The 20899-nt window shown below is 66.9% G+C and carries 25 protein-coding genes; 12 read left to right on the top strand and 13 right to left on the bottom strand.

Annotation, left to right across the window (positions count from 1 at the left end):
• Nucleotides 1-50 precede the first annotated feature (50 nt).
• Nucleotides 51-971: an AEC family transporter gene (locus V7S63_RS05775; RefSeq protein ID WP_336529508.1), complete on the top strand. Its 921-nt coding sequence runs from the start codon at nt 51-53 to the stop codon at nt 969-971.
• Between the two features lie 16 nt (nt 972-987).
• On the opposite strand, the gene V7S63_RS05770 is transcribed toward V7S63_RS05775, so the two are convergent.
• Nucleotides 988-1137: a hypothetical protein gene (locus V7S63_RS05770; protein WP_158673627.1), complete on the bottom strand. Its 150-nt coding sequence runs from the start codon at nt 1135-1137 to the stop codon at nt 988-990.
• A 159-nt stretch (nt 1138-1296) separates the two neighbouring features.
• On the opposite strand from V7S63_RS05770, the gene V7S63_RS05765 reads away from it, so the two are divergent.
• Genes V7S63_RS05765 through V7S63_RS05745 form a run of 5 tightly spaced genes read left to right on the top strand, consistent with a single transcriptional unit; the run spans nt 1297 to nt 3944 of the window.
• Entirely contained in the window at nt 1297-1908 is a 612-nt protein-coding gene (locus V7S63_RS05765; RefSeq protein WP_091830865.1) for a glutathione S-transferase family protein, read from the top strand.
• 2 nt (nt 1909-1910) lie between these two features.
• Complete coding sequence (locus tag V7S63_RS05760; protein WP_091830863.1) at nt 1911-2375, top strand: hypothetical protein; 465 nt, start codon at nt 1911-1913, stop codon at nt 2373-2375.
• A complete protein-coding gene (locus tag V7S63_RS05755; RefSeq protein ID WP_336529507.1) occupies nt 2372-2845 on the top strand; it encodes a hypothetical protein in 474 nt (157 codons plus the stop codon). The genes V7S63_RS05760 and V7S63_RS05755 overlap by 4 nt, the downstream gene beginning before the upstream one ends.
• Entirely contained in the window at nt 2842-3306 is a 465-nt protein-coding gene (locus V7S63_RS05750) for a hypothetical protein (protein WP_336529506.1), read from the top strand. The genes V7S63_RS05755 and V7S63_RS05750 overlap by 4 nt, the downstream gene beginning before the upstream one ends.
• A complete protein-coding gene (locus V7S63_RS05745) occupies nt 3303-3944 on the top strand; it encodes a uracil-DNA glycosylase family protein (RefSeq protein ID WP_336529505.1) in 642 nt (213 codons plus the stop codon). The genes V7S63_RS05750 and V7S63_RS05745 overlap by 4 nt, the downstream gene beginning before the upstream one ends.
• Nucleotides 3945-3947: 3 nt before the next feature.
• Here V7S63_RS05745 and V7S63_RS05740 read toward each other — a convergent pair whose 3' ends face one another.
• Nucleotides 3948-4814 carry an NAD(P)-dependent oxidoreductase gene (locus V7S63_RS05740; RefSeq protein WP_336529504.1) on the bottom strand — a complete coding sequence of 289 codons (867 nt, stop codon included), beginning with the start codon at nt 4812-4814 and terminating at the stop codon, nt 3948-3950.
• 162 nt (nt 4815-4976) lie between these two features.
• On the opposite strand from V7S63_RS05740, the gene map reads away from it, so the two are divergent.
• Nucleotides 4977-5729: a type I methionyl aminopeptidase gene (gene map / locus V7S63_RS05735; RefSeq protein ID WP_336529503.1), complete on the top strand. Its 753-nt coding sequence runs from the start codon at nt 4977-4979 to the stop codon at nt 5727-5729.
• Between the two features lie 12 nt (nt 5730-5741).
• Here map and V7S63_RS05730 read toward each other — a convergent pair whose 3' ends face one another.
• The 4 genes from V7S63_RS05730 to V7S63_RS05715 form a co-directional block, all read right to left on the bottom strand.
• Nucleotides 5742-6458 (bottom strand): ABC transporter permease, encoded by a 717-nt coding sequence (locus V7S63_RS05730; RefSeq protein WP_336529502.1) that lies wholly within the window; start codon nt 6456-6458, stop codon nt 5742-5744.
• Nucleotides 6455-7165: an ABC transporter permease gene (locus tag V7S63_RS05725; protein WP_091830844.1), complete on the bottom strand. Its 711-nt coding sequence runs from the start codon at nt 7163-7165 to the stop codon at nt 6455-6457. The genes V7S63_RS05730 and V7S63_RS05725 overlap by 4 nt, the downstream gene beginning before the upstream one ends.
• Nucleotides 7166-7240: 75 nt before the next feature.
• A complete protein-coding gene (locus tag V7S63_RS05720; RefSeq protein WP_336529501.1) occupies nt 7241-8014 on the bottom strand; it encodes a transporter substrate-binding domain-containing protein in 774 nt (257 codons plus the stop codon).
• Between the two features lie 462 nt (nt 8015-8476).
• The gene (locus V7S63_RS05715; RefSeq protein WP_336529500.1) at nt 8477-8683 is read right to left on the bottom strand and encodes a hypothetical protein; all 207 of its coding nucleotides are present in this window, start codon (nt 8681-8683) and stop codon (nt 8477-8479) included.
• 159 nt (nt 8684-8842) lie between these two features.
• On the opposite strand from V7S63_RS05715, the gene V7S63_RS05710 reads away from it, so the two are divergent.
• Nucleotides 8843-9445: a TetR/AcrR family transcriptional regulator gene (locus V7S63_RS05710; protein WP_336529499.1), complete on the top strand. Its 603-nt coding sequence runs from the start codon at nt 8843-8845 to the stop codon at nt 9443-9445.
• 2 nt (nt 9446-9447) lie between these two features.
• On the opposite strand, the gene V7S63_RS05705 is transcribed toward V7S63_RS05710, so the two are convergent.
• The gene (locus V7S63_RS05705; RefSeq protein ID WP_336529498.1) at nt 9448-10677 is read right to left on the bottom strand and encodes an MFS transporter; all 1230 of its coding nucleotides are present in this window, start codon (nt 10675-10677) and stop codon (nt 9448-9450) included.
• Between the two features lie 151 nt (nt 10678-10828).
• Nucleotides 10829-11422 carry an isochorismatase family protein gene (locus V7S63_RS05700; protein ID WP_336529497.1) on the bottom strand — a complete coding sequence of 198 codons (594 nt, stop codon included), beginning with the start codon at nt 11420-11422 and terminating at the stop codon, nt 10829-10831.
• Between the two features lie 74 nt (nt 11423-11496).
• On the opposite strand from V7S63_RS05700, the gene V7S63_RS05695 reads away from it, so the two are divergent.
• Nucleotides 11497-12120, top strand: a complete 624-nt coding sequence (locus V7S63_RS05695; protein WP_336529496.1) for a TetR/AcrR family transcriptional regulator — start codon at nt 11497-11499, stop codon at nt 12118-12120.
• A 15-nt stretch (nt 12121-12135) separates the two neighbouring features.
• Here the strand turns inward: V7S63_RS05695 and V7S63_RS05690 are convergent, their stop codons facing one another.
• Genes V7S63_RS05690 through V7S63_RS05675 form a run of 4 tightly spaced genes read right to left on the bottom strand, consistent with a single transcriptional unit; the run spans nt 12136 to nt 15755 of the window.
• Nucleotides 12136-12621 carry an Lrp/AsnC family transcriptional regulator gene (locus tag V7S63_RS05690; RefSeq protein ID WP_336529495.1) on the bottom strand — a complete coding sequence of 162 codons (486 nt, stop codon included), beginning with the start codon at nt 12619-12621 and terminating at the stop codon, nt 12136-12138.
• Nucleotides 12618-13670 carry an agmatinase gene (speB, locus tag V7S63_RS05685; RefSeq protein WP_336529494.1) on the bottom strand — a complete coding sequence of 351 codons (1053 nt, stop codon included), beginning with the start codon at nt 13668-13670 and terminating at the stop codon, nt 12618-12620. The genes V7S63_RS05690 and speB overlap by 4 nt, the downstream gene beginning before the upstream one ends.
• On the bottom strand, nt 13657-15339 hold the full coding sequence (locus V7S63_RS05680) for a DUF4166 domain-containing protein (RefSeq protein ID WP_336529493.1): 1683 nt from the start codon (nt 15337-15339) through the stop codon (nt 13657-13659). The genes speB and V7S63_RS05680 overlap by 14 nt, the downstream gene beginning before the upstream one ends.
• A complete protein-coding gene (locus tag V7S63_RS05675; RefSeq protein WP_336529492.1) occupies nt 15336-15755 on the bottom strand; it encodes a thiol-disulfide oxidoreductase DCC family protein in 420 nt (139 codons plus the stop codon). The genes V7S63_RS05680 and V7S63_RS05675 overlap by 4 nt, the downstream gene beginning before the upstream one ends.
• Nucleotides 15756-16067: 312 nt before the next feature.
• Between V7S63_RS05675 and V7S63_RS05670 the strand changes: the two genes are divergently transcribed.
• From V7S63_RS05670 to V7S63_RS05660, 3 genes are all read left to right on the top strand, one after another.
• The gene (locus V7S63_RS05670) at nt 16068-17153 is read left to right on the top strand and encodes a TRAP transporter substrate-binding protein (protein WP_091830819.1); all 1086 of its coding nucleotides are present in this window, start codon (nt 16068-16070) and stop codon (nt 17151-17153) included.
• A 241-nt stretch (nt 17154-17394) separates the two neighbouring features.
• On the top strand, nt 17395-18489 hold the full coding sequence (locus V7S63_RS05665; RefSeq protein WP_091830816.1) for a TRAP transporter substrate-binding protein: 1095 nt from the start codon (nt 17395-17397) through the stop codon (nt 18487-18489).
• 147 nt (nt 18490-18636) lie between these two features.
• Complete coding sequence (locus V7S63_RS05660; protein WP_336529491.1) at nt 18637-19026, top strand: porin family protein; 390 nt, start codon at nt 18637-18639, stop codon at nt 19024-19026.
• 80 nt (nt 19027-19106) lie between these two features.
• Here V7S63_RS05660 and V7S63_RS05655 read toward each other — a convergent pair whose 3' ends face one another.
• Nucleotides 19107-20771, bottom strand: coding sequence for a TRAP transporter large permease (locus tag V7S63_RS05655; RefSeq protein ID WP_100965325.1), 1665 nt, complete (start codon nt 20769-20771; stop codon nt 19107-19109).
• Between the last annotated feature and the right edge of the window lie 128 nt (nt 20772-20899).

The following is a 20899-nucleotide window of genomic DNA, read 5'->3' as shown; positions in this document are numbered from 1 at the left end:
TGCCGCATGACATTGCTGCCCACTTGGTTGCCCGCTTGTGAGTTCGGGGCATGATCGGCGCGATCCTGCTCGCTCTGGCGCCGATCGCCCTGCTGATCGCGCTCGGCCACGCCATGCGGCGCCTGCGCTTCCTGCCCGACGCGTTCTGGCCGCAGGCGGAGCGGCTGAGCTACTATGTGCTGCTGCCGGCCCTCTTCATCCACGCTCTGGCGATGGCTGATCTCAGGGGACTGCCCGTCGCCGAGCTGGCTTTGACGCTGATCGCCGCGATTGTCGCCGTCTCGGCGCTGCTGGTCCTGGCGAAGCCCTGGCTCGGCTATAGCGACGCCGCCTTCACCTCGGTTTTCCAGGGTGGCATCCGCTTCAACAACTATGTCGGCCTGAGCGCGGCCGGCAGCATGCTGGGCGCATCCGCATTGCCGCTGGCGGCTGTGGCCAACGCCGCGATCGTGCCGACCGTCAACGTGCTCTGCGTCCTCGTCTTCGCCCGCTGGGGCTCGGCCCAGCCGACCTTGGGCGGCATCCTGCGGGGCCTTGCGCTCAATCCGCTGCTGATGTCCTGCGTGCTCGGCATCGCCATCCAGCTCAGCGGCCTTGGCCTGCCGCCTGGCGTCGAGGGCTGCCTCAAGGCGCTCGGCCAGGCCTCGCTGCCGATCGGCCTGCTCTGCGTTGGCGCGGCGCTCGATTGGGGCGCGCTCGGCCGCGGGCTGAAGCCGGCGCTGGTCGCCTCCGCCGTCAAGTTCGTGCTGATGCCGCTCGCGACGTATGTGGCGCTGAAGGGCTTCGGCCTCGGCGGCCCGGCGGCGACCCTCGCCATCCTGTTTCAGGCGCTGCCGACCGCCTCGTCCTCCTATGTGATGGCGCGCCAGCTCGGCGGCGATGCCCCGCTGATGGCCGGCATCTGTGCGCTGCAGACGGTGGTGGCCGCGGTCGCGGTGCCGCTTGCGCTGATCCTGCTTGCGCCCGGGTGATCGCTCGGGAGCACGGTCACATGGGCTCGCGCGGATCGTCCCTGCTCGGCCCATCCAGCCGCGCGGTACCGGGCTGACGCGAGCGCGACCAGAAGGTTGCGAGCATCAGCCCCACCGGAATGGCGAGGACGACGATCCAGACGACGAAGCTCCAGTCCTGCGGCATTGCCTCTTCTCTTGCTGGCTGATCAATCGCCGCGCCCTGGCTTTGTTCCCGGGCTCGGCCGTTCTGTCGTCTTGCCGCCGTCTTTGCAGGCTGAACTCTTGACACGGTGGCGCCGGCACCGTGAAACCGCGATGTCCGAGACGGCGAAAGGCGAGGGGCATGAAGCTCTATGATGGCGGGCGCGCGCCCAATCCGCGGCGGGTCCGCATCTTCTTCGCCGAGAAGGGCGTGCCCTTGCCCGAGCTCATCCCGGTCGACATCGCCAGGAAGGAGCACCGGACACCGGAGTTCACCCGGATCAACCCGTCCCAGCGCCTGCCGGTGCTGCTGCTGGACGACGGCACGGCGCTGGCCGAGACCATCGCGATCTGTCGCTACATCGAGAGCTTGCACCCGGCGCCGGCCCTGTTCGGCGCCGCCCCGAAGGAGGCGGCGCTGATCGAGATGTGGAATCGCCGCATCGAGCTCGGCCTGTTCACAGCGGTCGCGGCCGTGTTCCGCCACAGCCATCCCGCCATGGCCGAGCTCGAGGACCAGGTGCCGGAATGGGCCGAGGCCAGCCGCGAGCAGATCGACGATCATCTCGTGCTGCTCGACCTGCAGCTCGGCGCCAATCGCTTCCTCTGCGGCGACGAGCTGACGGTCGCCGACATCACCGCCGGCATCGCCATCGACTTTATGAAGCCTTCCCGCATCCCGCTGCCGGAGGATTTCACCAACATCCGGCGCTGGCATGGCGAGCTCTCGGCCAGGCCGAGCTGGAAGGTCTGATCATGCGCCTGCCGCTGATCCTGCTTGCTCTGATGGTCCCGCTCGCCGCGACGGCGATGGAGAAGCTGACTGGCGAGCAGATCAACCGCGCCTTCACCGGTAATACGGTCAGTGGCCGCTACACCGGCGGCGGCTTCTTCACCGAGTTTCATGACCCGGACGGGCGGGCGCTCGGCAACAATGGCTGGCAGGAGAATCGCGACGCCTGCTGGATCACCAAGGGCGATGCCGTCTGCTATTATTATGGCCCGCCGGAGGAGCGGACGACGCACTGCTTCACGGTCGAGCTGACCGACCGGCTCTACATCCTGCGCAATCTCGATAATGGCCGGATCAACGCGGTGGCGACCATAGAGCTCGCCAATCCGCGCAACCACACCGATGGCGGCAAGCCCTGGTATTGCGACGGGCTGATCTCGCGCGGTCCGCAGGGGCCGCTGATGTCGCGACGCGTGGCGGCCAGGTGAAGTGGCCCGGCAGGATCGCGGCGCTGCTGGCGCTCTGCGTTTCGGCAACGAGCGCGTTCGCGGTCGAGCGTCTGACCGGCCAGGAGATCCGCAAGCTCTTCGAGGGCAACACGGTTGCCGGCCGCTACAATAACGGCTTGCCGTTCAGCGAGTATCATCACCAGGACGGCCGTGCGACCGGGCACAACCGGCATGTGCAGAACGTCGATGCCTGCTGGACCACGACCGATGAGGCCGTCTGCTACTATTATGGCCCGTTCGCATCCCGCCGGACCTATTGCTTCACCGTCGAGCGCAGCGGCTCGCTCTATGTGCTGCAGACCCATCGAACCGGCCGCATCAACGCTATCGCCACCATCCAACCGGGCGATCCCGAGAAGCACGCAGACAAGGCGCCGGCCTGGCATTGCGACGGCCTGATCTCGCAAGGTCCGCCGCCGTCGATGTCGTCGCGGCTCGCCTCGCAGTGAGGTGTGCGGCGCTGCTGCTGCTCGGGCTCTCGGTCGCGGGCAGCGAGGCATTCGCCGTCGAGCGGTTGACGGGGGAGCAGATGCGCCAGCTCGTCGAGGGCAATACCGCGACCGGGCGCTACAGCAGCGGCGAGACTTTCAGCGAGTTCCATCACGCCGATGGGCGGGTGAGCGGCTACAACCGCGATCGCTCCATGCCTAACCGGGATGCCTGCTGGATCACGACGGATGATGCGATCTGCTATTACTACGGCCCGATCGAGACCCGGCAGACCTACTGCTTCACCATCGAACGCAGCGGCACGCTCTATGTCCCGCGGAGCGTCGCTAGTGGGGACATCATAGGCGCATTCACCGTCCGGCCCGGCGATCCCGAGAAGCACGCCGACAAGGTGCCGGCCTGGTACTGCGACGGGTTGATCTCGCAGCGAAAGGGCCGGGCGCGGCTGGCCGGGCGATGAGCGGGCAGGGAGACAACGCCTTTGAAGCGCTCGGTGATGTCCTCGCCGACTTGCGCGCCTGCCGCATCTGCCGGGACGAGCCGGTCTATCTGCCGCGCCTGCCGCACGAGCCGCGTCCCGTCATCCAGGCGCAAGCGAGCGCGCGCCTCCTGATCGCGAGCCAGGCGCCCGGTACGCGCGTCCATGCCAGCGGCAGGCCTTTCACCGACCGCTCGGGCGACCGCCTGCGCGATTGGCTCGGCCTCGACCAGGCCCGCTTCTACGATGCTTCTCGCGTGGCGATCGTGCCGATGGGCCATTGCTTCCCCGGGCTCGACGGCAAGGGCGGCGACCTGCCGCCGCGCCGTGAATGCGCACCGGCCTGGCGAAGCCGCGTGCTCGCGGGCCTGCCGGAGATCGAGCTTATCCTGGTGATCGGCCGTTACGCGCAAGCCTGGCATCTCGGGCGCAAGGCAGCGGCCGACCTGTCGGCGACCGTCGCCGACTGGCGCAACATCTTCGCCGGGGAACGCCGGCCGCGCATCCTGCCGCTGCCGCACCCCTCCTGGCGCAACAATGGCTGGCTCCGGAAGAACCCCTGGTTCGAGGCCGAGCTGGTGCCGGTGCTGCGGGCGGAGGTGGCGCGGCTGGTCGGCTGAGCCTTACGGCTCCAGCCGCTTCAGCAGGCTCGACGTATCCCAGCGCCCGCCGCCAAGCTTCTGCACATCGGCATAGAACTGGTCGACCAGCGCGGTCACCGGCAGACGGGCGCCGTTGTTCCGGGCCTCGTCGAGCACGATGCCGAGGTCCTTGCGCATCCAGTCGACGGCGAAGCCGAAATCGAACTTGTCGGCATTCATCGTCTTGCCGCGGTTCTCCATCTGCCAGGAGCCCGCGGCGCCCTTCGAGATCACCTCCAGCATCGCCTCGACATCGAGGCCGGCGCGCTTGGCGAAGTGGACGCCTTCGGACAGGCCCTGGACCAGGCCGGCGATGCAGATCTGGTTGACCATCTTGGTGAGCTGGCCCGAGCCGGCCGGCCCCATCAGCCTGCACATCCGGGCGAAGCTGGCGATCACCGGCTCGACCTTGGCGTAGGTCGCCTGGTCGCCGCCGCACATCACGGTCAGCACCCCGTTCTCGGCGCCGGCCTGTCCGCCGGAGACCGGCGCGTCGACGAAGCCGAAGCCGGCCGCGGTTGCCGCTGCGGCGAGTTCGCGCGCGACATTGGCGGAAGCGGTGGTGTGGTCGACGAAGACGGTGCCCTTGCCCATCGCGGCGAAGGCACCGCCTTCGCCCGTCGTCACCGAGCGCAGATCGTCGTCATTGCCGACGCAACAGAAGACGATTTCCTGGCCCTCGGCCGCCTGGGCCGGCGTCGGTGCGTAGACGCCGCCATGCTGGGCTACCCATTTCTGCGCCTTCTCCGGCGAGCGGTTGTAGACGGTGACCTCATGGCCCTTGGCCTTGAGATGGCCGGCCATGGGATAGCCCATCACGCCGAGACCGAGGAAAGCGACTTTGGCCATGAGGTTGCTCCGCTGCAATCGTCTGAAAGGTCATTGCGGCTTTAGCGCGCCAGGGAAGGCGAGGGAAGCGATAGCAGCGATCGCGATTCTGCAGGGATCGCGCATGGGCAGTCTGCCGCGCCCTGCCTTGCCGGCCTCGCCGAAATCGGTCAGGAACCCGCCATGACCATCACCAATGACGAAGAGCTGCAGGCCCTACGCGAGATCGGCCGTATCGTCGCCGATACGCTGGCCGCGATGGGCAAGGCGCTCGAACCGGGAATCACCACGGCCGAGCTCGATGCGATCGGCCGCGACATGCTCGAAAGGCATGGTGCGCGCTCCGCTCCCGAGACCGTCTACGGCTTCCCGGGCGCCACCTGCATCAGCATCAACGAGGAGGTCGCCCACGGCATTCCCGGCGGGCGCCGGATCATGGCGGGCGACCTCGTGAACATCGACGTCTCTGCTGAGAAGGCGGGCTATTTCTCCGATACGGGCGCGTCCTTCACGGTGCCGCCGGTCGATCGCCGCATCGAGAAGCTGTGCCGCGACGGCAAGCGCGCGCTCTGGGCCGGGCTCGGCCAGGTCGGTGCCGGCAAGCCGGTCGCCGGGATCGGCGAGGCTGTCGGCCGCTTTGCCCAGAAGAACGGCTATACGCTGGTGCGAAACCTGGCCAGCCACGGCATCGGCCGCTCTCTGCACGAGGAGCCGAAGGAGATCGCCACCTGGCCCGAGCGCTCCGAGCGCCGCGTCATGCAGAAGGGGCTGGTCTTCACCGTCGAGCCGTTTCTGTCGCTCGGCGCCGACTGGGCCGAGCATGTCGAGGGCGATCGCTGGACGCTGTATTCCGAGCCGCGTGCGCCCACGGTCCAGTACGAGCACACCGTGGTCGCGACCGCGAACGGTCCGCTGGTGCTGACCCTGCCGGGCTGAACGGTCAGCCGTTCACCTCAGCGCCATATGCCGCGTCAGCCTGATCTCGATCCGGTCCCAGACGCGCCGGATGATCTCAGTCAGCGCGAGATAGATCAGCGCAGCATAGAGGTAGATCGACAGGTCGAAGGAGCGGGCGAAGGCGAGGCGCGTCGCGCCCATCAGGTCGAACAGCGTCACCAGCGAGGCGATGGCGCTCGCCTTGATCATCACGATCAGCTCGTTGCCGAGCGGACGCAGCGCCAGGATCATCGCCTGCGGCAGGATCACGCGGCGCAAGGTCGCCCAGCGATGCAGGCCGAGCGCCAGCGCCCCCTCGAACTGGCCGTGCGGGATCGATTGGATCGCGCCGCGCAGAATCTCGGCCTGATAGGCGGCGGTGTTGATGGTGAAGGTGAAAAGCGCGCAGTAGAACGGCTCGCGGAAGAACCACCACAGCCCGATATCCTGCCAGAACACCCGGAGCTGGCCGAAGCCGTAATAGACCAGGAAGAGCTGGCAGAGCAGCGGCGTGCCGCGGAAGAAGGTGGTGTAGCCGTTGATCGCGATCTGCGCCCAGCGCGGCCCGTAGAGCCTGGCGATGGCGAGGGCGAGCGCCAGCACGAAGCCTAACGCGACCGAGAGCACGACCAGCTGGAATGTGATGCCGAGGCCGCTGGCCATGCGGCAGCCATAGTTCTGCAGGACCTCGCTGCCGATCAGGTAGCCGGGATATTCGCACCAGGTCATCGCGTCGCTCCGCCGAAAGCGGCGAAGCCGCGATTGGTGCGTTGCTCGAGCTTGCCGATGCCCCAGGCCGAGACCAGCGAGAAGAAGAAATAGAGCATCATCGCTGTGCCGAAGAACAGGAACGGCTCCTTGGTGACGACATTGGCGCGCGTCGCGATGAACATGATGTCCTGCAGCGTGATCACCGAGATCAGCGAGGTCTCCTTCAGCAGCACCATCCAGTTGTTGCCGAGGCCGGGCAGGGCGACGCGGATCAGTTGCGGGAAGACGACGAGCCGGAAGGCCTGCGCCTTCGACAGGCCGAGCGCCGCCGCAGCCTCGCGCTGGCCCTTCTGGATCGAGTTCAGCGCGCCGACCCAGACCTCGCTGGAGAAGGCGGCGAGCACCATGCCGAGCGCGACCATGCCGGCGACGAAGGGCGGGATCGAGAAGCCGGTCCAGACCTTCTGCACCAGCACCTGGATGCCGAAATAGATGATGTAGAGCGTCAGTAGCTCGGGCACGCCGCGGAAGACGGTGGTGTAGATCGTCGCCAGCGAGCGCAGCAGCATGCTGTCGGAGCGCTTCCACAGCGCGATGATCAGGCCGAGCGCCAGGCCGAAGGGCAGGGTCGCGAGCGCGACCGAGATGGTGTTGGCCGCGCCTTGCAGCAGGGCCCAGCCCCAGCCGCCGGGGCCGAAACCGAGCAGTGCGAATTTGTCGAACATGGGAGAGCCGGCGCGCGAGAGGATAAAGCCCGCCGGCCTGGAGCGGCCGGCGAGCAGGCGTCAGCGGGTGTCAGATCACTCGTACTTGAACCACTTGTCCTCGAGCTTCTTCAGCGAGCCGTCGGCGACGGTCTCGGCGATCGCCTTGTTGAACAGGTCCTTCAGCGCGGTATCGGCCTTGCGCACCGCGCCGGCGACGCCAGCACCATGGATCGCGTCGTCGCGGGTCACCTCGGCGATCTTCTTGCAGCAATCCTTGCCCTGCCCCTTGAGGAAGTCGGCGAGGGCGAGCGCGTCGGCGACGATATAGTCGAGGCGGCCGTTGAGCAGGTCGAGATTAGCCTCTTCCTGGGTCGGGTAGAGGCGCGCGGTCGAGTCCTTGTAGAACTTCTCGACATAGTTGGCGTGGATGGTCGAGCCCTGCGCGCCGATCGACTTGCCCTTTAGGGTGGCCGCAGAGATGTCGCTGGAAGCGGTGCTCTTGGGGCCGATCATCCAGATCGGCGTCTTGCTGTAAGGCGTGGTGAAGTCGACCTGCTTCTTTCGTTCCTCGGTGGCGTTCATGCCGGCGAGGATGATGTCGTACTTGTTCGCCTGCAGCGCCGGGATGATGCCGTCCCAATCCTGCACGACCCAGGTGCACTTCACCTTCATCTTCTCGCAGAGAAGGTTGCCGTAATCGATCTCGAAGCCTTCCAGCTCCTTCTTGGCGTTGAGGTTGTTGTAGGGCGGATAGGCGCCCTCCGTGCCGATTCGGACTTCCTTCCATTCCTTCGCCTGGGCGAGCGCCCCTGTGGCGCCGGCAACGGTGAGCGCTGCGGCTGCGAAGAACTTTGCGAAACCTTTCATGGGACCTCCCCTTGGGTTTGGCCAACCGGGCGTTTCGAGTTCCCGCATCGGCTTGTGCGCGACAGCTTGTGCGATCATCGGGGCGGGCCGCAAGTAGGCTCTTGCAGCTTTTCCGAGCGTGCCTGCACAAGGATGGTGCAAGGCAAGGCGCTGTTCTTATTGGTGAAAACAGGTTGTGGCGACGGATTTACGCTGCAGGGAGCAAGGCGGCTGCACACGGATTTTGTCGCTCGGGTCAGCGCGCTCCTGACGTGGAGACGCTGTTGCAGCGTTTCGGCTGCCAATCCGGTGCGCCGTTCGGTGCACAGGCGTGCCCTTCGAACACGGTCGCGTTCATGGCGGTCCTCCCTCGTTCCTTCGAGGGTAGAGTTGCAAAAGCAGCCGAGGCAGGCCGCCCTTCTCGTGGGTGGCAGCCGAATCTGTCGCTAAGGCGACAGATTCGGGCCGGAGCTGGAGGCCGTCTCAGCGCCGGGCGATCGGAATGACGAGATAGACCATGCCGAGCACCATCGGCGGCACGGCCAGCGCCGTCACCGACCAGGTCGACCAGCCGAGCGTCAGCGGCGCCAGCAGGGCGAGTATGGCGTTGATCAGCAGATAGGCGCCCAGCATCAGCGTTCCCAGGAAGCGCAGGCGGGCGAGAATGGGGTTGCGGGTGAGGGTGGTCATGGTCATCTCCATAACGGAACGTTCCGTTTCGTTGCTATTGATAGATACGGCCCGTTTCGATATCAAGCCGTCTGCTGCAAGATCGTGCTTGCAGGGAACGTGCTTGCCGCGGGCGGGCCAAAAGCGCTGTCGCAGGACCGACGAAGAAGGGTCGCGATCATGAAGGCCGGAAAAGCCGCAACTCCGGTTCGCCGCGCTTCGATCGGCGCGCGGCGGAACCCGGCTTCGCAGGCGGCGATCCTCGCTGCCGCTCGCGCCGTGCTGGCGGAGGAGGGCTATGCCGGCTTCTCGATCGATGCGGTCTCGCGCCGCGCCGGCGCCGGCAAGCCGACGATCTATCGCTGGTGGAAGAACCGCGCCGATCTGCTGATGGAGGTCTATGCCGCCGAGAAGGCGGGCATCAGGGCCGTACCGAGCGGGGACCTGGCCCAGGACCTCATCGCTCATACGAGCGCGCTCTGGAGCTTCTGGTGCGGCACGCCGTCCGGGCGCACTTTCCGGGCGCTGCTGGCGGAGGCCCAGAGCGATCCCCATGCGCTCGCGGCCTTGCGCGAGAAATTCCTGCCGGAGCGGTTGCAGGACGTCCGCGGCCTCTTCACCGCGGCTGCGGCGCGCGGCGACATTCCGGCAGGAGAGGTCGAGGCCAGGCTCGCGCTCTATATCGGCTTCAACTGGTTCTACGTGCTAACCGACCAGCTCGAGGCCGGGCAGGCCTCGATTCCTGTCGCGATGCGCCTGATCGCGGCCCCGACGTCGCGTTGAGATCAGGCACCGACGATCACGGCATCTTGCCGTGCCCTCGCATCCCACGCCGTCACCAGCCAGATCGCGAAGCCCGCGAGCGCAAGGCCCGCGCCGACCCAGCCGGTCGAGGTCCAGCCATGGCCGGCGGCGATCGCCATGCCGCCGAGCCAGGGGCCGAGCGCATTGGCGGTGTTGAAGGCGCTGTGGTTCAGCGCCGCGGCAAGCGTCTGCGCGTCCTGCGCGACATCCATCAGCCGGGTCTGCAAGGGCGTGCCGAGCCCGCCGCCGCAGCCGATCATGAAGGCGACCATGCAGATCGCCCAGATATTGCCGGCGGCGAAGGGGAAGAGCGCCAGCGAGCCGGCGGTCCAGAGCAGGATGATCGCGATCGAGGCCATCGGCATCCGGTCCGCCAACCAGGCTGCAGCCAAAGTCCCGAAAGTCAGGCCGAGGCCGAAGATCGCCAGCACCACCGGTACCACCGTGGGCGAGACCTGGGTCACCTCGATCAGCGTCGAGGCGATGTAGGTGTAGACCGCGAACAGGCCGCCGAAGCCGACGGCACCGATCGCCAACGTCAGCCAGAGCTGGCGATGGCGCAGTGCCCCGAGCTCGCGCATGGCGCTGGCGCCGAACTGAGGCCGATCCTTCGGCGCAAACAGCGCGATCAGGACCGCTGTCGTCAGCGCCAGGGCAGTGACGACTCCAAAACCCCAGCGCCAGCCGAGCGCCTGGCCAAGCCAGTTCGCCAGGGGCACGCCGAGGATCGTCGCGATCGTCAGTCCGAGCATCACCCGCGCCACGGCGAGTGCGCGCCGGTTTGCCGGCACCAGCGAGGCCGCGACCAGCGCCGCGACGCCGAAATAGGCGCCGTGCGGCAGCCCGCTGAGGAAGCGGAACAGCAGCATCCAGCTATAGCTCGGCGCAAGGGCAGAGAGACCATTGCCGAGCGCGAAGGCCGCCATCAGCGCGATAAGCAAGGTGCGGCGGGAGAGCCTTGTCGCCAGCACCGCGATGATCGGCGCGCCGACCACCACGCCGGCGGCGTAGGCGCTGATCACATGCCCGCCCGTCGGCTCGTCGATCCCCAGCCCCACCGAGAAATAGGGCAGCAGGCTCATCACCGCGAACTCGGCCGTGCCGATGGCGAAGCCGCCCATCGCCAGGGCGAACAGGGTGAGGCCGATGCGTGGCGCGGCAGTGGAGCGGGCAGGGCGCGCGAACGCGTCTCCCGTGCTCGAGAGGCTCATGACGATATCCGGGTATGGATTATTGTGTTGCAGCACGGAAAGATCGTGCCGCGCTGCAACATAATGTGATCGTCATGCGCTGAGCGCAAGCGAAATGCGGCTCGATCGCGCTAGAGCAAAGGTGGCATGATCTCAGTTCATGACGATCAGCTCAGGCCGCCACAGCCGGCACTAGGGCTGCCATGATCTCCGCGATGCTGCGGACCCGCGAGACGCGCGGCAGCGTCGAGGCGATGGCGAAGGCGTGCAGCTCCGCGCCGACCGAGCTCGAGGCGTCCTCGGCGACGATTACGTCGTAGCCGTGCTGCCAGGCGTCGCGCGCCGTCGATTCGACGCCGAAATTGGTGGCGATGCCGCCGATCACCACGGTCTCGATCCGCCGCCGTCGCAATTGCAGGTCGAGTTCCGTGCCGTAGAAGGCGCTCCAGTGCCGCTTGGTGACGCGAACAGCCGCCGGCAGCGCGGCGATCTCGGGGGCGAGTTCCGACCAATCGGGCGGAAAGCCGCCCGGTGGCAGCATCATCGGCTGATCGATCGTTTGCGGCGGCAGGTCGGAGCGGTCGGGGGCGAACGCGACCCGAACTGTCACGATCAGGCCGCCGGCCTTGGCGAAGGCCTGCCCGAGCGCGGCCGTGTTGGCGATCAGGGTTGTCCGGTCATAGGGTGCGAGCGGGAAGGCGAGCGTTCCCTTCTGCATGTCGATGAGGACGACGGCGGTCTTGCGAGGGTCGAGCTGGAGCGTCATCGGAATCTCCGTCAGGGAGCACGGCCGAGAGGGCCTTTATATGAGGATTTCCTCATGTTTGTAGATTTATGAGTGTGTCCTCACAAAATTCAAGCCCCCCGGCGGAGAAGTACGCCAAGGCGCCGAGGCGCAGTCGTGGCCTGAAAAGGGTCTCGGCGCTGCTCGACGGCGCCAGTGCGCTCTTCGCCGAGGCCGGATACGAGGCGGCGACGATGACGCAGATCGCCGCGCGCGCCGGCGCCTCGATCGGCTCGCTCTACCAGTTCTTCCCGACCAAGGAGCATGTCGCGGCGGCGCTGCATGCCCGCCATCTCGATGCGCTCGCGGGCATGCTCGACTCGCTCGCGGGAGAGATTCGCGGCCAGCCGGTCGAGGCGGCAGTCGATGCGCTCTTCGCCCGCTTCGTCGCCTATCTTGAAGAGAACCCCGCCTTTCTTGCCGTCGGCGAGCGCCGCAGCCTCGATCCTGCCGTCAAGAAGGAGGCCCGCGCCCGTCTGCGCGGCCGCATCGCGGCGCTGCTCGTGGCGGTCGAGCCGCCGATAGCCGAGGCGCGCGTCGCTTCTCTCGCCGCGGTGACCCTGCATCTGATCCGGGTTGCGGCGCTGCTGCGCGCCGATGACGATGAGGGCGTCCGGGCGCCGGCCATCGCCGAATTGCGCACCATGCTGAAGCGCCATCTCGCCGGGCAGGGCGGCTGAAGGCAGGGGCGCCTGCTACTCCTCCAGCAGCGGATAGCCCTCGAAATCCTTCAGCGCCTTGAGCGCGAAGGTGGTCGCAATCCGGGCGATGCCGAGCTGGTTGTCGGCGAGCCAGGCGCCGGTCAGCTCTTCATAGGCGGCGAGCGAGCTTGCGACGATGCGGGCGAGATAGTCGGCTTCGCCGCTGATCACCAGGAGCTCGACCACGTCGGGACAGGCGCGCAGCACCTTCTCGACCCGCTCGCGCCGCCCGACCGAGTGGTCGCGCAGCGAGATCTGCGCGAAGGCGATGATGGCGTGGCCGGCGAGCTCGGGCGAGAGCCGCGCGCCATAGCCGGCGATCAGCCCCGAGGCCTCGAGCCGGCGCATCCGCTCCAGGCACGGCCGGGCCGAGAGCCCGACCCGTTCCGACAGGGCCTGGTTGGTGATCCGGCCCTCCGCTCGCAGGATCGCGATGATCTGTCGATCGATCGCGTCGAGCTGAGGCGTCTTTCGCTTCACGGCCTGCCCTTGCCGGCGGCCCTTGCCTCGGCGATCAGGCAGAGCTCGAGGAACAGCACCTGCGCCGCGCATTGCGCCGTGTTGCTGGTCGCATCGTATTGCGGGGCGACCTCGACCACGTCGGCGGCGACGATGTTGCGGCCCTTCAGCCCGCGCAGGATGGCGAGCGCCTCGCGCGGGGTGAGGCCGCCGACCTCGGGCGTGCCAGTGCCGGGCGCGAAGGCCGGATCGAGCGAATCGACGTCGAAGGAGACGTAGGTCGGCCCGTCGCCGATCACGGCGAGCGCCTTGGCGATAACGGCGTCGAGGCCCATGCGGTCGACCTCGTCGGCATGGATCACGGTCATGCCCGACTCGTAGGAGAACTCCCAGAGATATTCGGCGCCGCCACGGATGCCGATCTGGATGACGCGCTCGGGATCGAGCACGCCGTCGAGCACGGCCTGCCGGAACGGCCCGCCATGGTGGAATTTCGATCCTTCATAGGGCCCCGACGTGTCGCAATGCGCGTCGATATGGACCATGCCGACCGGGCGCTTCTCGCCGACTGCCTTCAGGATCGGATAGGTTATCGAATGGTCGCCGCCGACGCCGAGCGTCGAGACGCCGGCCTTCACGATCTGCTTGAAGGTCGCTTCGATGTCCTCATGGCAACTCTCCAGCGAATAGCGCGAGCGGAACGGCACGTCGCCGATATCGGCCGCCTTGATCAGGTTGAACGGAGCGGTGCCGTTGACATGGTCCATCGGTCCCATGCGCTCGACGGCGCGCACCGCGCGCGGGCCGAGCCGGGTGCCGGCCCGGTTGGTGACGCCGAGGTCCATCGGCAGGCCGATGATCGCGACGTCGAGCCCGCCCAGATCGGGCTGGCTCAGGGCCTCCGGCCGGTAAGGCGCATTGATGAAGGTCGCGACGTCGGAAAACGGCCATTTGCGCCGGTCGCCCTGAAACTGGCCGGCGGCGACCTTGGCGAAGCGGGGATCATGGATGTCAGCGCCGCTCGCCCCGGCATAGCGCGCCCTGAGTTTCGCGAGTTTATCCTGGTCCATCGCTTGGTTCCCGAGGTTTGAGCCAGCCGCGATAATGCGCCAGCAGGCCGAAGAAGGGCAAAGACAGCTTCACGTCGAACCGGAAGCGGCCATCGGCGTCAACCGTCTCGCGAGCCTCGGCCGAGGGCATGAGAAAGCGGGGCAAGCGCAGGCCGAAGACGCGCCAGGCCGCGATCGGCAGCGCCAGGCCCTCCCGGTTTGCCTCGGGGGCAAGCGTGAAGGAGAACGGGCCGAAGGCCTCGCGCAGCTCGCCATTGCTATCGACGCTCAGGCGCGACCGGAAGCGTTGGCCGGCGAAGTTGCGGGTCCAGATCTCGCAGCCCTCGTCGAACGAATCGCCACGCGCGACGCTGACTGTCACCGGCAGCCCGACCCCAGCCGTGGGAAGTCCGAAGAGCCGGCAGAACAGGTCGAGCACCGCCCCGTTTCCGCGCGTGACTTCGGCCCGACCCTGCCAGACCGGCTCGGCGTCATTGGCGTGGAAGGCCCGGATCGCCGCCGGAAGCATCGCGAAGGCCTGCGCCCCGAGCACGGTCTCGAACAGGGCAGGGCCGACGGCGCGCTCATCCTGGCCGGTGCTGATCGCATAGGGCGCCATCTCGGCCTCGATCGCGGCGAGGTCGAGCACCTCGGCGGCCGAGCGCGCGCACGGAGCGATCTCGTCAGCGAGGAGGGCGCGCACCGCGGCGGCGGCTGCCAGTGTCGGCACCTGTGGGCCATCGTCGTTCTCCGCCAGCAGCGACCAATAGGCCCGGCGCGGCCGCCCCTTGCCGTCGATGCCGGAGATCGCGACGCGCATGCCGCCGCGATCCGAGGTCCAGAGCCGGGTGATCCGACGCGCCTTGACGAGAAAGGGCACCAGCGGCGCGAGATCGGCGACCCAGCCACGGCGGCGAATCCAGGCGAGCCGCGCCAGCCCCCATTGCTCGATGCCGGCTTCCAGCCCCGCCGCGAAGCTGACGCGCGAGCGTACGGCGAAATCGGGACCGAGCGTCTCGGCATCGACCGTCTCGACCGGTGCGACCCGGCGCGGGCCGAGGCCCGGCATGTCGATGACCTCGCCGGTCTCCCAGCCGGACGTCGTCTGCAATTCGCCTTCGCGCCAGACCGGCACCGGCTGGCCGGCATAGCTCAGGACCGCAGCGATGACCGCCGGCCCGACCTCGCTGCGCCCGCCCGGCGTGATCGCGATGTCGATCGTGTCGAGCCGCTGCCAGCCTTCGCTCAATTCCCGCACCGCCGCAGCCGACAGCGCCGGCGTCGAGCTGGCGCCCGCGAGCGCGACGAGGCCGCGCTGCCTGGCGATCTCGTCCAGCTGCGGCCCGTATCCGGCGAGATAGCCGCGCGCATCGGCGAGGTCGACGATATGGGCGCCAAGCAGAAGCGCCGCTGTCGGCACCTCGTAGCCCTGTTGCTGGAATGGTCCGGAGGCGTCGATCACCAGCCAGGGCTGCAATACGGCGAGCGCGGCGACCAGATCCTTGTCGCGATCCAATCCCGTGCCGCTGACCGGCACGCTCGCCTCGGCCGTCAGCTCCTGTGCCAGCGTCTGCGCCTTGCCGGCGCTGCGCGAGGTCAACACCAGATCGAGGCCGTCCATGCGCGAGAGATGGCGCGCCAGCCGCCGGCCGAAGACGCCGGTCGCGCCGATCAGTACGACGCGCCTCATGGACTGTCCGGCAAGGTGAAGCGGTGGCGCGTCGCGGGATCCGGCATGTCGCACGACGTCTTCTGGCCGAAGAGCCGGTAGCGATTGCGTGCGAAGCGATCGTAAAGCCAGTCGCGCCAGCGCTTCGGCAGCGCGCGGCCGAGCAGCAGCAGGCGCACCGGCCCGTTCAGATGGCGAGCGAGCGCCAGAACGCCCTCGGACTTCGCCAGCGCCAGGCCGTTCTCGATGAAGAGGAAGCTGTCCGGCTCGTCAGGGTCGATGCCGTGCGCCTGCGCGAGCGCGCGCCCTTCCTGCGACTGGATCGCGACGAAGCGGATGTCGTGGTCGCGCTCGTGCCGCAGGGTGTAACGCACGCCGCCGGAGCAGAGAACGCAGACGCCGTCATAGAGCCAGATCGGGGCGGGGATGCTGGTCATCGGGCTTCTTTACGGGAGAGGTTGACCGTGCGGGAAAAAAGTTTCATGCGCTTCCTGCGCAGCCGTGCCATGCTCTGCGTGCAATTGTCGAGCGACCTTAGACAGTTGACGATCTTGCAACGATTGGGGGGAGTGCTGCGCAAATCTTGTGCAAGTATAGATTCGAGGTGAGCCGATTAACCGTGGGTCAACCCGGGCCGCCGCTTCCGATCACCGCTGCATAACACCAAGGTCGTCCTACAAATGTCGCTTGCGCTGGTGCTATTGCTGCCCAGGCGCGGCGATGAACGTCGAAACGAGGAGATGCCCCATATGAAGCGTCGTCAATTCCTGCAGGTCGCTGGTACCGGTGCGGCAGTGTCCGCTGTCGCCATGCCGGCGGTTGCGCAGTCGAATCCCGAGGTGAAGTGGCGCCTGGCGTCGAGCTTCCCGAAATCGCTCGACACCATCTATGGCGGCGCCGAAGTCATGGCGAAGATGGTTTCCGACCTGACCGACGGCAAGTTCCAGATCCAGGTCTTCGCCGCCGGCGAGATCGTGCCGGCCCTGCAGGCGGCCGACGCGGTCAGCAATAACACTGTCGAGATGTGCCACACCGTCTCGTACTACTATGTCGGCAAGGATCCGACCTTCGCGGTCGCCGCTTCGGTTCCGTTCGGCCTCAATGCCCGCCAGCAGAACGCCTGGCTGTTCCAGGGTGGCGGCAACGAGCTGTTCAACGAGTTCTACAAGAAGTTCAACATCTACGGCCTGCCTTGCGGCAACACCGGCGCCCAGATGGGCGGTTGGTTCCGCAAGGAGATCAAGAGCGTCGCCGACATCAACGGCCTGAAGATGCGCATCGGCGGTATCGCCGGCTCCGTCCTGCAGAAGCTCGGCCTCGTGCCGCAGCAGATCGGCGGCGGCGACATCTATCCGGCGCTGGAGAAGGGCACGATCGACGGTGCCGAGTGGGTCGGCCCCTATGACGACGAGAAGCTCGGCTTCTCGAAGGTCGCGCCCTACTACTACTATCCGGGCTTCTGGGAGGGCGGGCCTTGCGTCCACGCCTTCGTCAACCTGGAGAAGTGGAATGCGCTGCCCAAGGCCTACCAGGCCGCGCTGACCGCCGCCTGCACCTACGCCAACACCCAGATGGCGGCGAAATACGATGTGCAGAACCCGGCCGCTCTGAAGCGCCTCGTCGGCGCCGGAACGCAGCTGCGCCCGTTCCCGCAGGACGTGATGGAAGCCTCGCTCAAGGCCTCGAACGAACTCTATGCCGAGATTTCGGCCAAGAACGCCGACTTCAAGAAGGCAATCGATTCGATGGTTGCTTTCCGCGGCGACCAGTATCTCTGGTGGCAGGTGGCAGAGCTGACCTTCGACATCTTCCAGGTCCGCAACCGCGGCAAGTAATCGCCGTCGATCACGGCAGCGGAAACGAAGCCCGGCCTTGCGGCCGGGCTTTTTCGTTGGCGCGAGCGATTGCACTGTCGGTGCGCCGATGCCAAGTCGGGTTAGACAAAATACCTATGCGAAATTTGCATGGGGGCCATGTTGTATGCTTGCGCTCGCCGGGCAGATGCCCTTTCCTGAAGCTCTTGCGCGCGAACCGGAAAAACCGGCGCGCCTGAAAGCTCTGGGAGGAGCACACCGCATGAAGCGTCGTCAGTTTCTGAAGGTCGCCGGAGCCGGCGGCGCCGCCAGCGTCATTGCCGCTCCGGCCATCGCGCAATCCATGCCCGAGGTGAAATGGCGCGTCACCTCATCCTTCCCGAAATCGTTGGACACGATCTACGGCGCTTCGGAAGTGCTGGCGAAGGCCGTGTCGGAAGCGACCGACGGCAAGTTCCAGATCCAGGTCTTCGCGGCCGGCGAGATCGTGCCGGCGCTGCAGGCGGCCGACGCCGTGACCAACGGCACCGTCGAGATGTGCCACACCGCGTCCTATTACTATGTCGGCAAGGATCCGACCTTCGCCTTCGGAACCGCGGTGCCGTTCGGCCTCAACGCCCGCCAGCAGAACGCCTGGTTCTACCATGGCGGCGGCATGGACCTGCTCAACGAGTTCTACAAGAAATACAACATCTACGCGATTCCGGGTGGCAACACCGGCTGTCAGATGGGTGGCTGGTTCCGCAAGGAGATCAAGACGGTCGCCGATCTCCAGGGCCTGAAGATGCGCATCGGCGGCTTCGCCGGCCAGGTCGTCAGCAAGCTCGGCGTCGTGCCGCAGCAGATCGGCGGCGGCGATATCTATCCGGCGCTGGAAAAGGGCACGATCGACGCGGCCGAGTGGGTCGGTCCCGCCGATGACGAGAAGCTCGGCTTCAACAAGGTAGCGCCCTATTACTATTATCCCGGCTGGTGGGAGGGGGGCGCCTCGCTGCACTTCTTCATGAACACCGCGAAGTGGGAGGCCCTGCCCAAGATCTACAAGTCGATCCTGACCACTGCCGCCGGCCTTGCCAATATCGACATGCAGGCCAAGTACGATGCCCGCAACCCGGCGGCGCTGAAGCGCCTGGTCGGCGGCGGAGCGCAATTGCGGCCGTTCTCGCAGGAGATCATGGAGGCCTGCCTCAAGGCGTCCAAGGAGGTCTATGCCGAGACCAACGCCAAAAATCCCGACTTCAAGAAGATCTACGAGGCGATGTCGGCCTTCCGCGGCGACGAATATCTCTGGTTCCAGATCGCCGAATACACCTACGACAACTTCCTGATCCGCGCCCGCGCGGGCAACCTGCTCTGAGAAGAGGGCGGCTGGCCGGTTCTCCGGCCAACTCGGCACCACGCCAACCCCGGCCGCGAGGCCGGGGCTTTTCGTCTCGGTGGTCGTCGCCCTAGCCCGGCCCTGTTCGAAGCGCTATCCTGCCGCCGAACGCAAATCGAGGCACTCATGAAGCTGCCAATCGCAATAGTTCTCGCGACGCTCTGCCTGCCCACGCTCGCAGCCGCCCAGTCGATCGGCGAGCCGCTTCCCGGTCGTGGTCCGGCCAAGACCAAGCCGTTGGCTGCGCCCTCTGCATCGAGCCAGGCGGCCCGTCCGTGCCCGGAATACGGGCCGGGCTTCGTTCGCGTCGAAGGCTCCTCGGCCTGCGTCCGCCTCGGCGGCGGCGTCCGCGTCGAATTGGGCAAGACCTCCGGCAATCGCGGCTACGGTTCCGCCGCCGATGCGATGGTCTATGGCGAAGCGCGCAGCCAGACCTCCGTCGGCGAGTTTCGCACCGTCATCAGCGGCCGCGGCCGGATCGACAACAACCTGAACAATGGCTGGCAGCGCTGGTGAATTGAGCGTCGACGCTCGCATCTGAAAACGAAAGCCCCGGATCGTCGGTCCGGGGCTTCGTCGTTTCTGGCCTTAACGCCTCACTTGAGGTTCAGCGTCGGCGGAGCGTTGAGATCGAGCCCCGGCAATCCGCCGGAACCGCCGAGCCCCGGTATGCTGATGCTGTCGAGCTGCTTGTTGATCTGCTGCTGGTCGAGCTGAATGCCCGAACTCTTGTAGTGCATCACCATCTGCGGGAAGATCACCACGAGTGCGACCATGATGCACTGGATCACCACGAAGGGCACGGCGCCCCAGTAGATCTGTCCGGTCGTCACCGGCTCCATCATCTTGCCCGTCACCTTGTCGCGATAGGGGTTCTTCGGCGCGACCGAGCGCAGGAAGAAGAGGGCGAAGCCGAACGGCGGGTGCATGAACGAGGTCTGCATGTTCACGCCGAGGATGACGCCGAACCAGATCAGGTCGATGCCGAGCTTGTCCGCCGCAGGCCCGAGCAGCGGCACGATGATGAAGGCGAGCTCGAAGAAGTCGAGGAAGAAGGCGAGCAGGAACACCATCACGTTGACGACGATCAGGAAGCCCGTCGCGCCGCCGGGCAGCCCGACGAGCAGGTGCTCGACCCAGACATGGCCGTTGACGCCGTAGAAGGTCAGCGAGAACACGCGCGCGCCGACCAGGATGAACAGCACGAAGGCCGAGAGCTTCGCCGTCGACTCCGTCGCCTGCCGAAGCAGGCTGAAGGTCATGCGCCCCTTGCTCCACGCGAGCAGGATCGCGCCGGCCGCGCCCATCGCGCCGCCTTCGGTCGGCGTTGCGACGCCGATGAAGATCGTGCCGAGCACCAGGAAGATCAGCGCCAGCGGCGGCACCATCACGAAGACCACCTGCTCGGCCATGCGCGAGAGCAGGTTGAGCTTAAGGTACTTGTTGACCAGCGCGATCACGAAGGAGACCGCGACTGCGATCGACATCGTCAGGATGACGAAATCCGCGCCGCCACCGACCTTGGTGAAGTACTTCATGTAGCCAATGGCGACGGCGAAGGCGAGGATCGTCACCACCAGCAGCGAGCGCCGCCGCGTCACGCCGTCGGCATCGCGCAGCGTCTGCGCTTCCGGCGGCAGGCCGGGTGCCCGTTCCGGCTTCACCATCGTGATCAGGAAGACATAGCCGGCATAGAGCGCCGAGAGCACGAGGCCCGGGATGAAGGCGCCTTCGTACATGTCGCCGACCGAGCGGCCGAGCTGGTCGGCGAGCACGATCAGCACGAGCGAGGGCGGGATGATCTGCGCCAGCGTGCCGGACGCCGCGATCACGCCCGAGGCGAGACGCCGGTCATAGCCGTAGCGTAGCATGATCGGCAGCGAGATCAGGCCCATCGAGATGACGGACGCCGCGACGACGCCGGTGGTGGCGGCGAGCAGCGCGCCGACAAAGATGACGGCGTAGGCGAGGCCGCCACGGATCGGCCCGAAGAGCTGGCCGATCGTGTCGAGCAGGTCCTCCGCCATGCCCGAGCGTTCCAGCACCAGGCCCATGAAGGTGAAGAACGGGATCGCCAGCAGCACGTCGTTGTTCATCGTGCCGTAGATGCGTTCCGGCAGCGCCTGCAGGAAGTTCTCCTGGAACAGGCCGAGCTCGATGCCGACCAGGGCGAAGAACAGGCCGTTGGCGGCGAGCGCAAAGGCGACGGGATAGCCGAGCAGCAGGAAGAGCACGAGCGCGACGAACATCACCGGCGCCATGTTGACGCGCAGGAAGTCGCCGATGCCGGCAGCGTGGGCGTCGCCGGTGTGCAGGCTGAGGAAGGCGGCTGCGGTGAGCGCGAGCAGCAGCGCGGCGGAGCGGGCGAATGTCATGAAGCGGGTCCGGA

Source organism: Allobosea sp. CCNWLY174, from assembly GCF_037120455.1.
Classification (GTDB): Bacteria; Pseudomonadota; Alphaproteobacteria; order Rhizobiales; family Beijerinckiaceae; genus Allobosea; species Allobosea lupini.
This window is presented reverse-complemented; position numbering and strand designations above follow the sequence as displayed.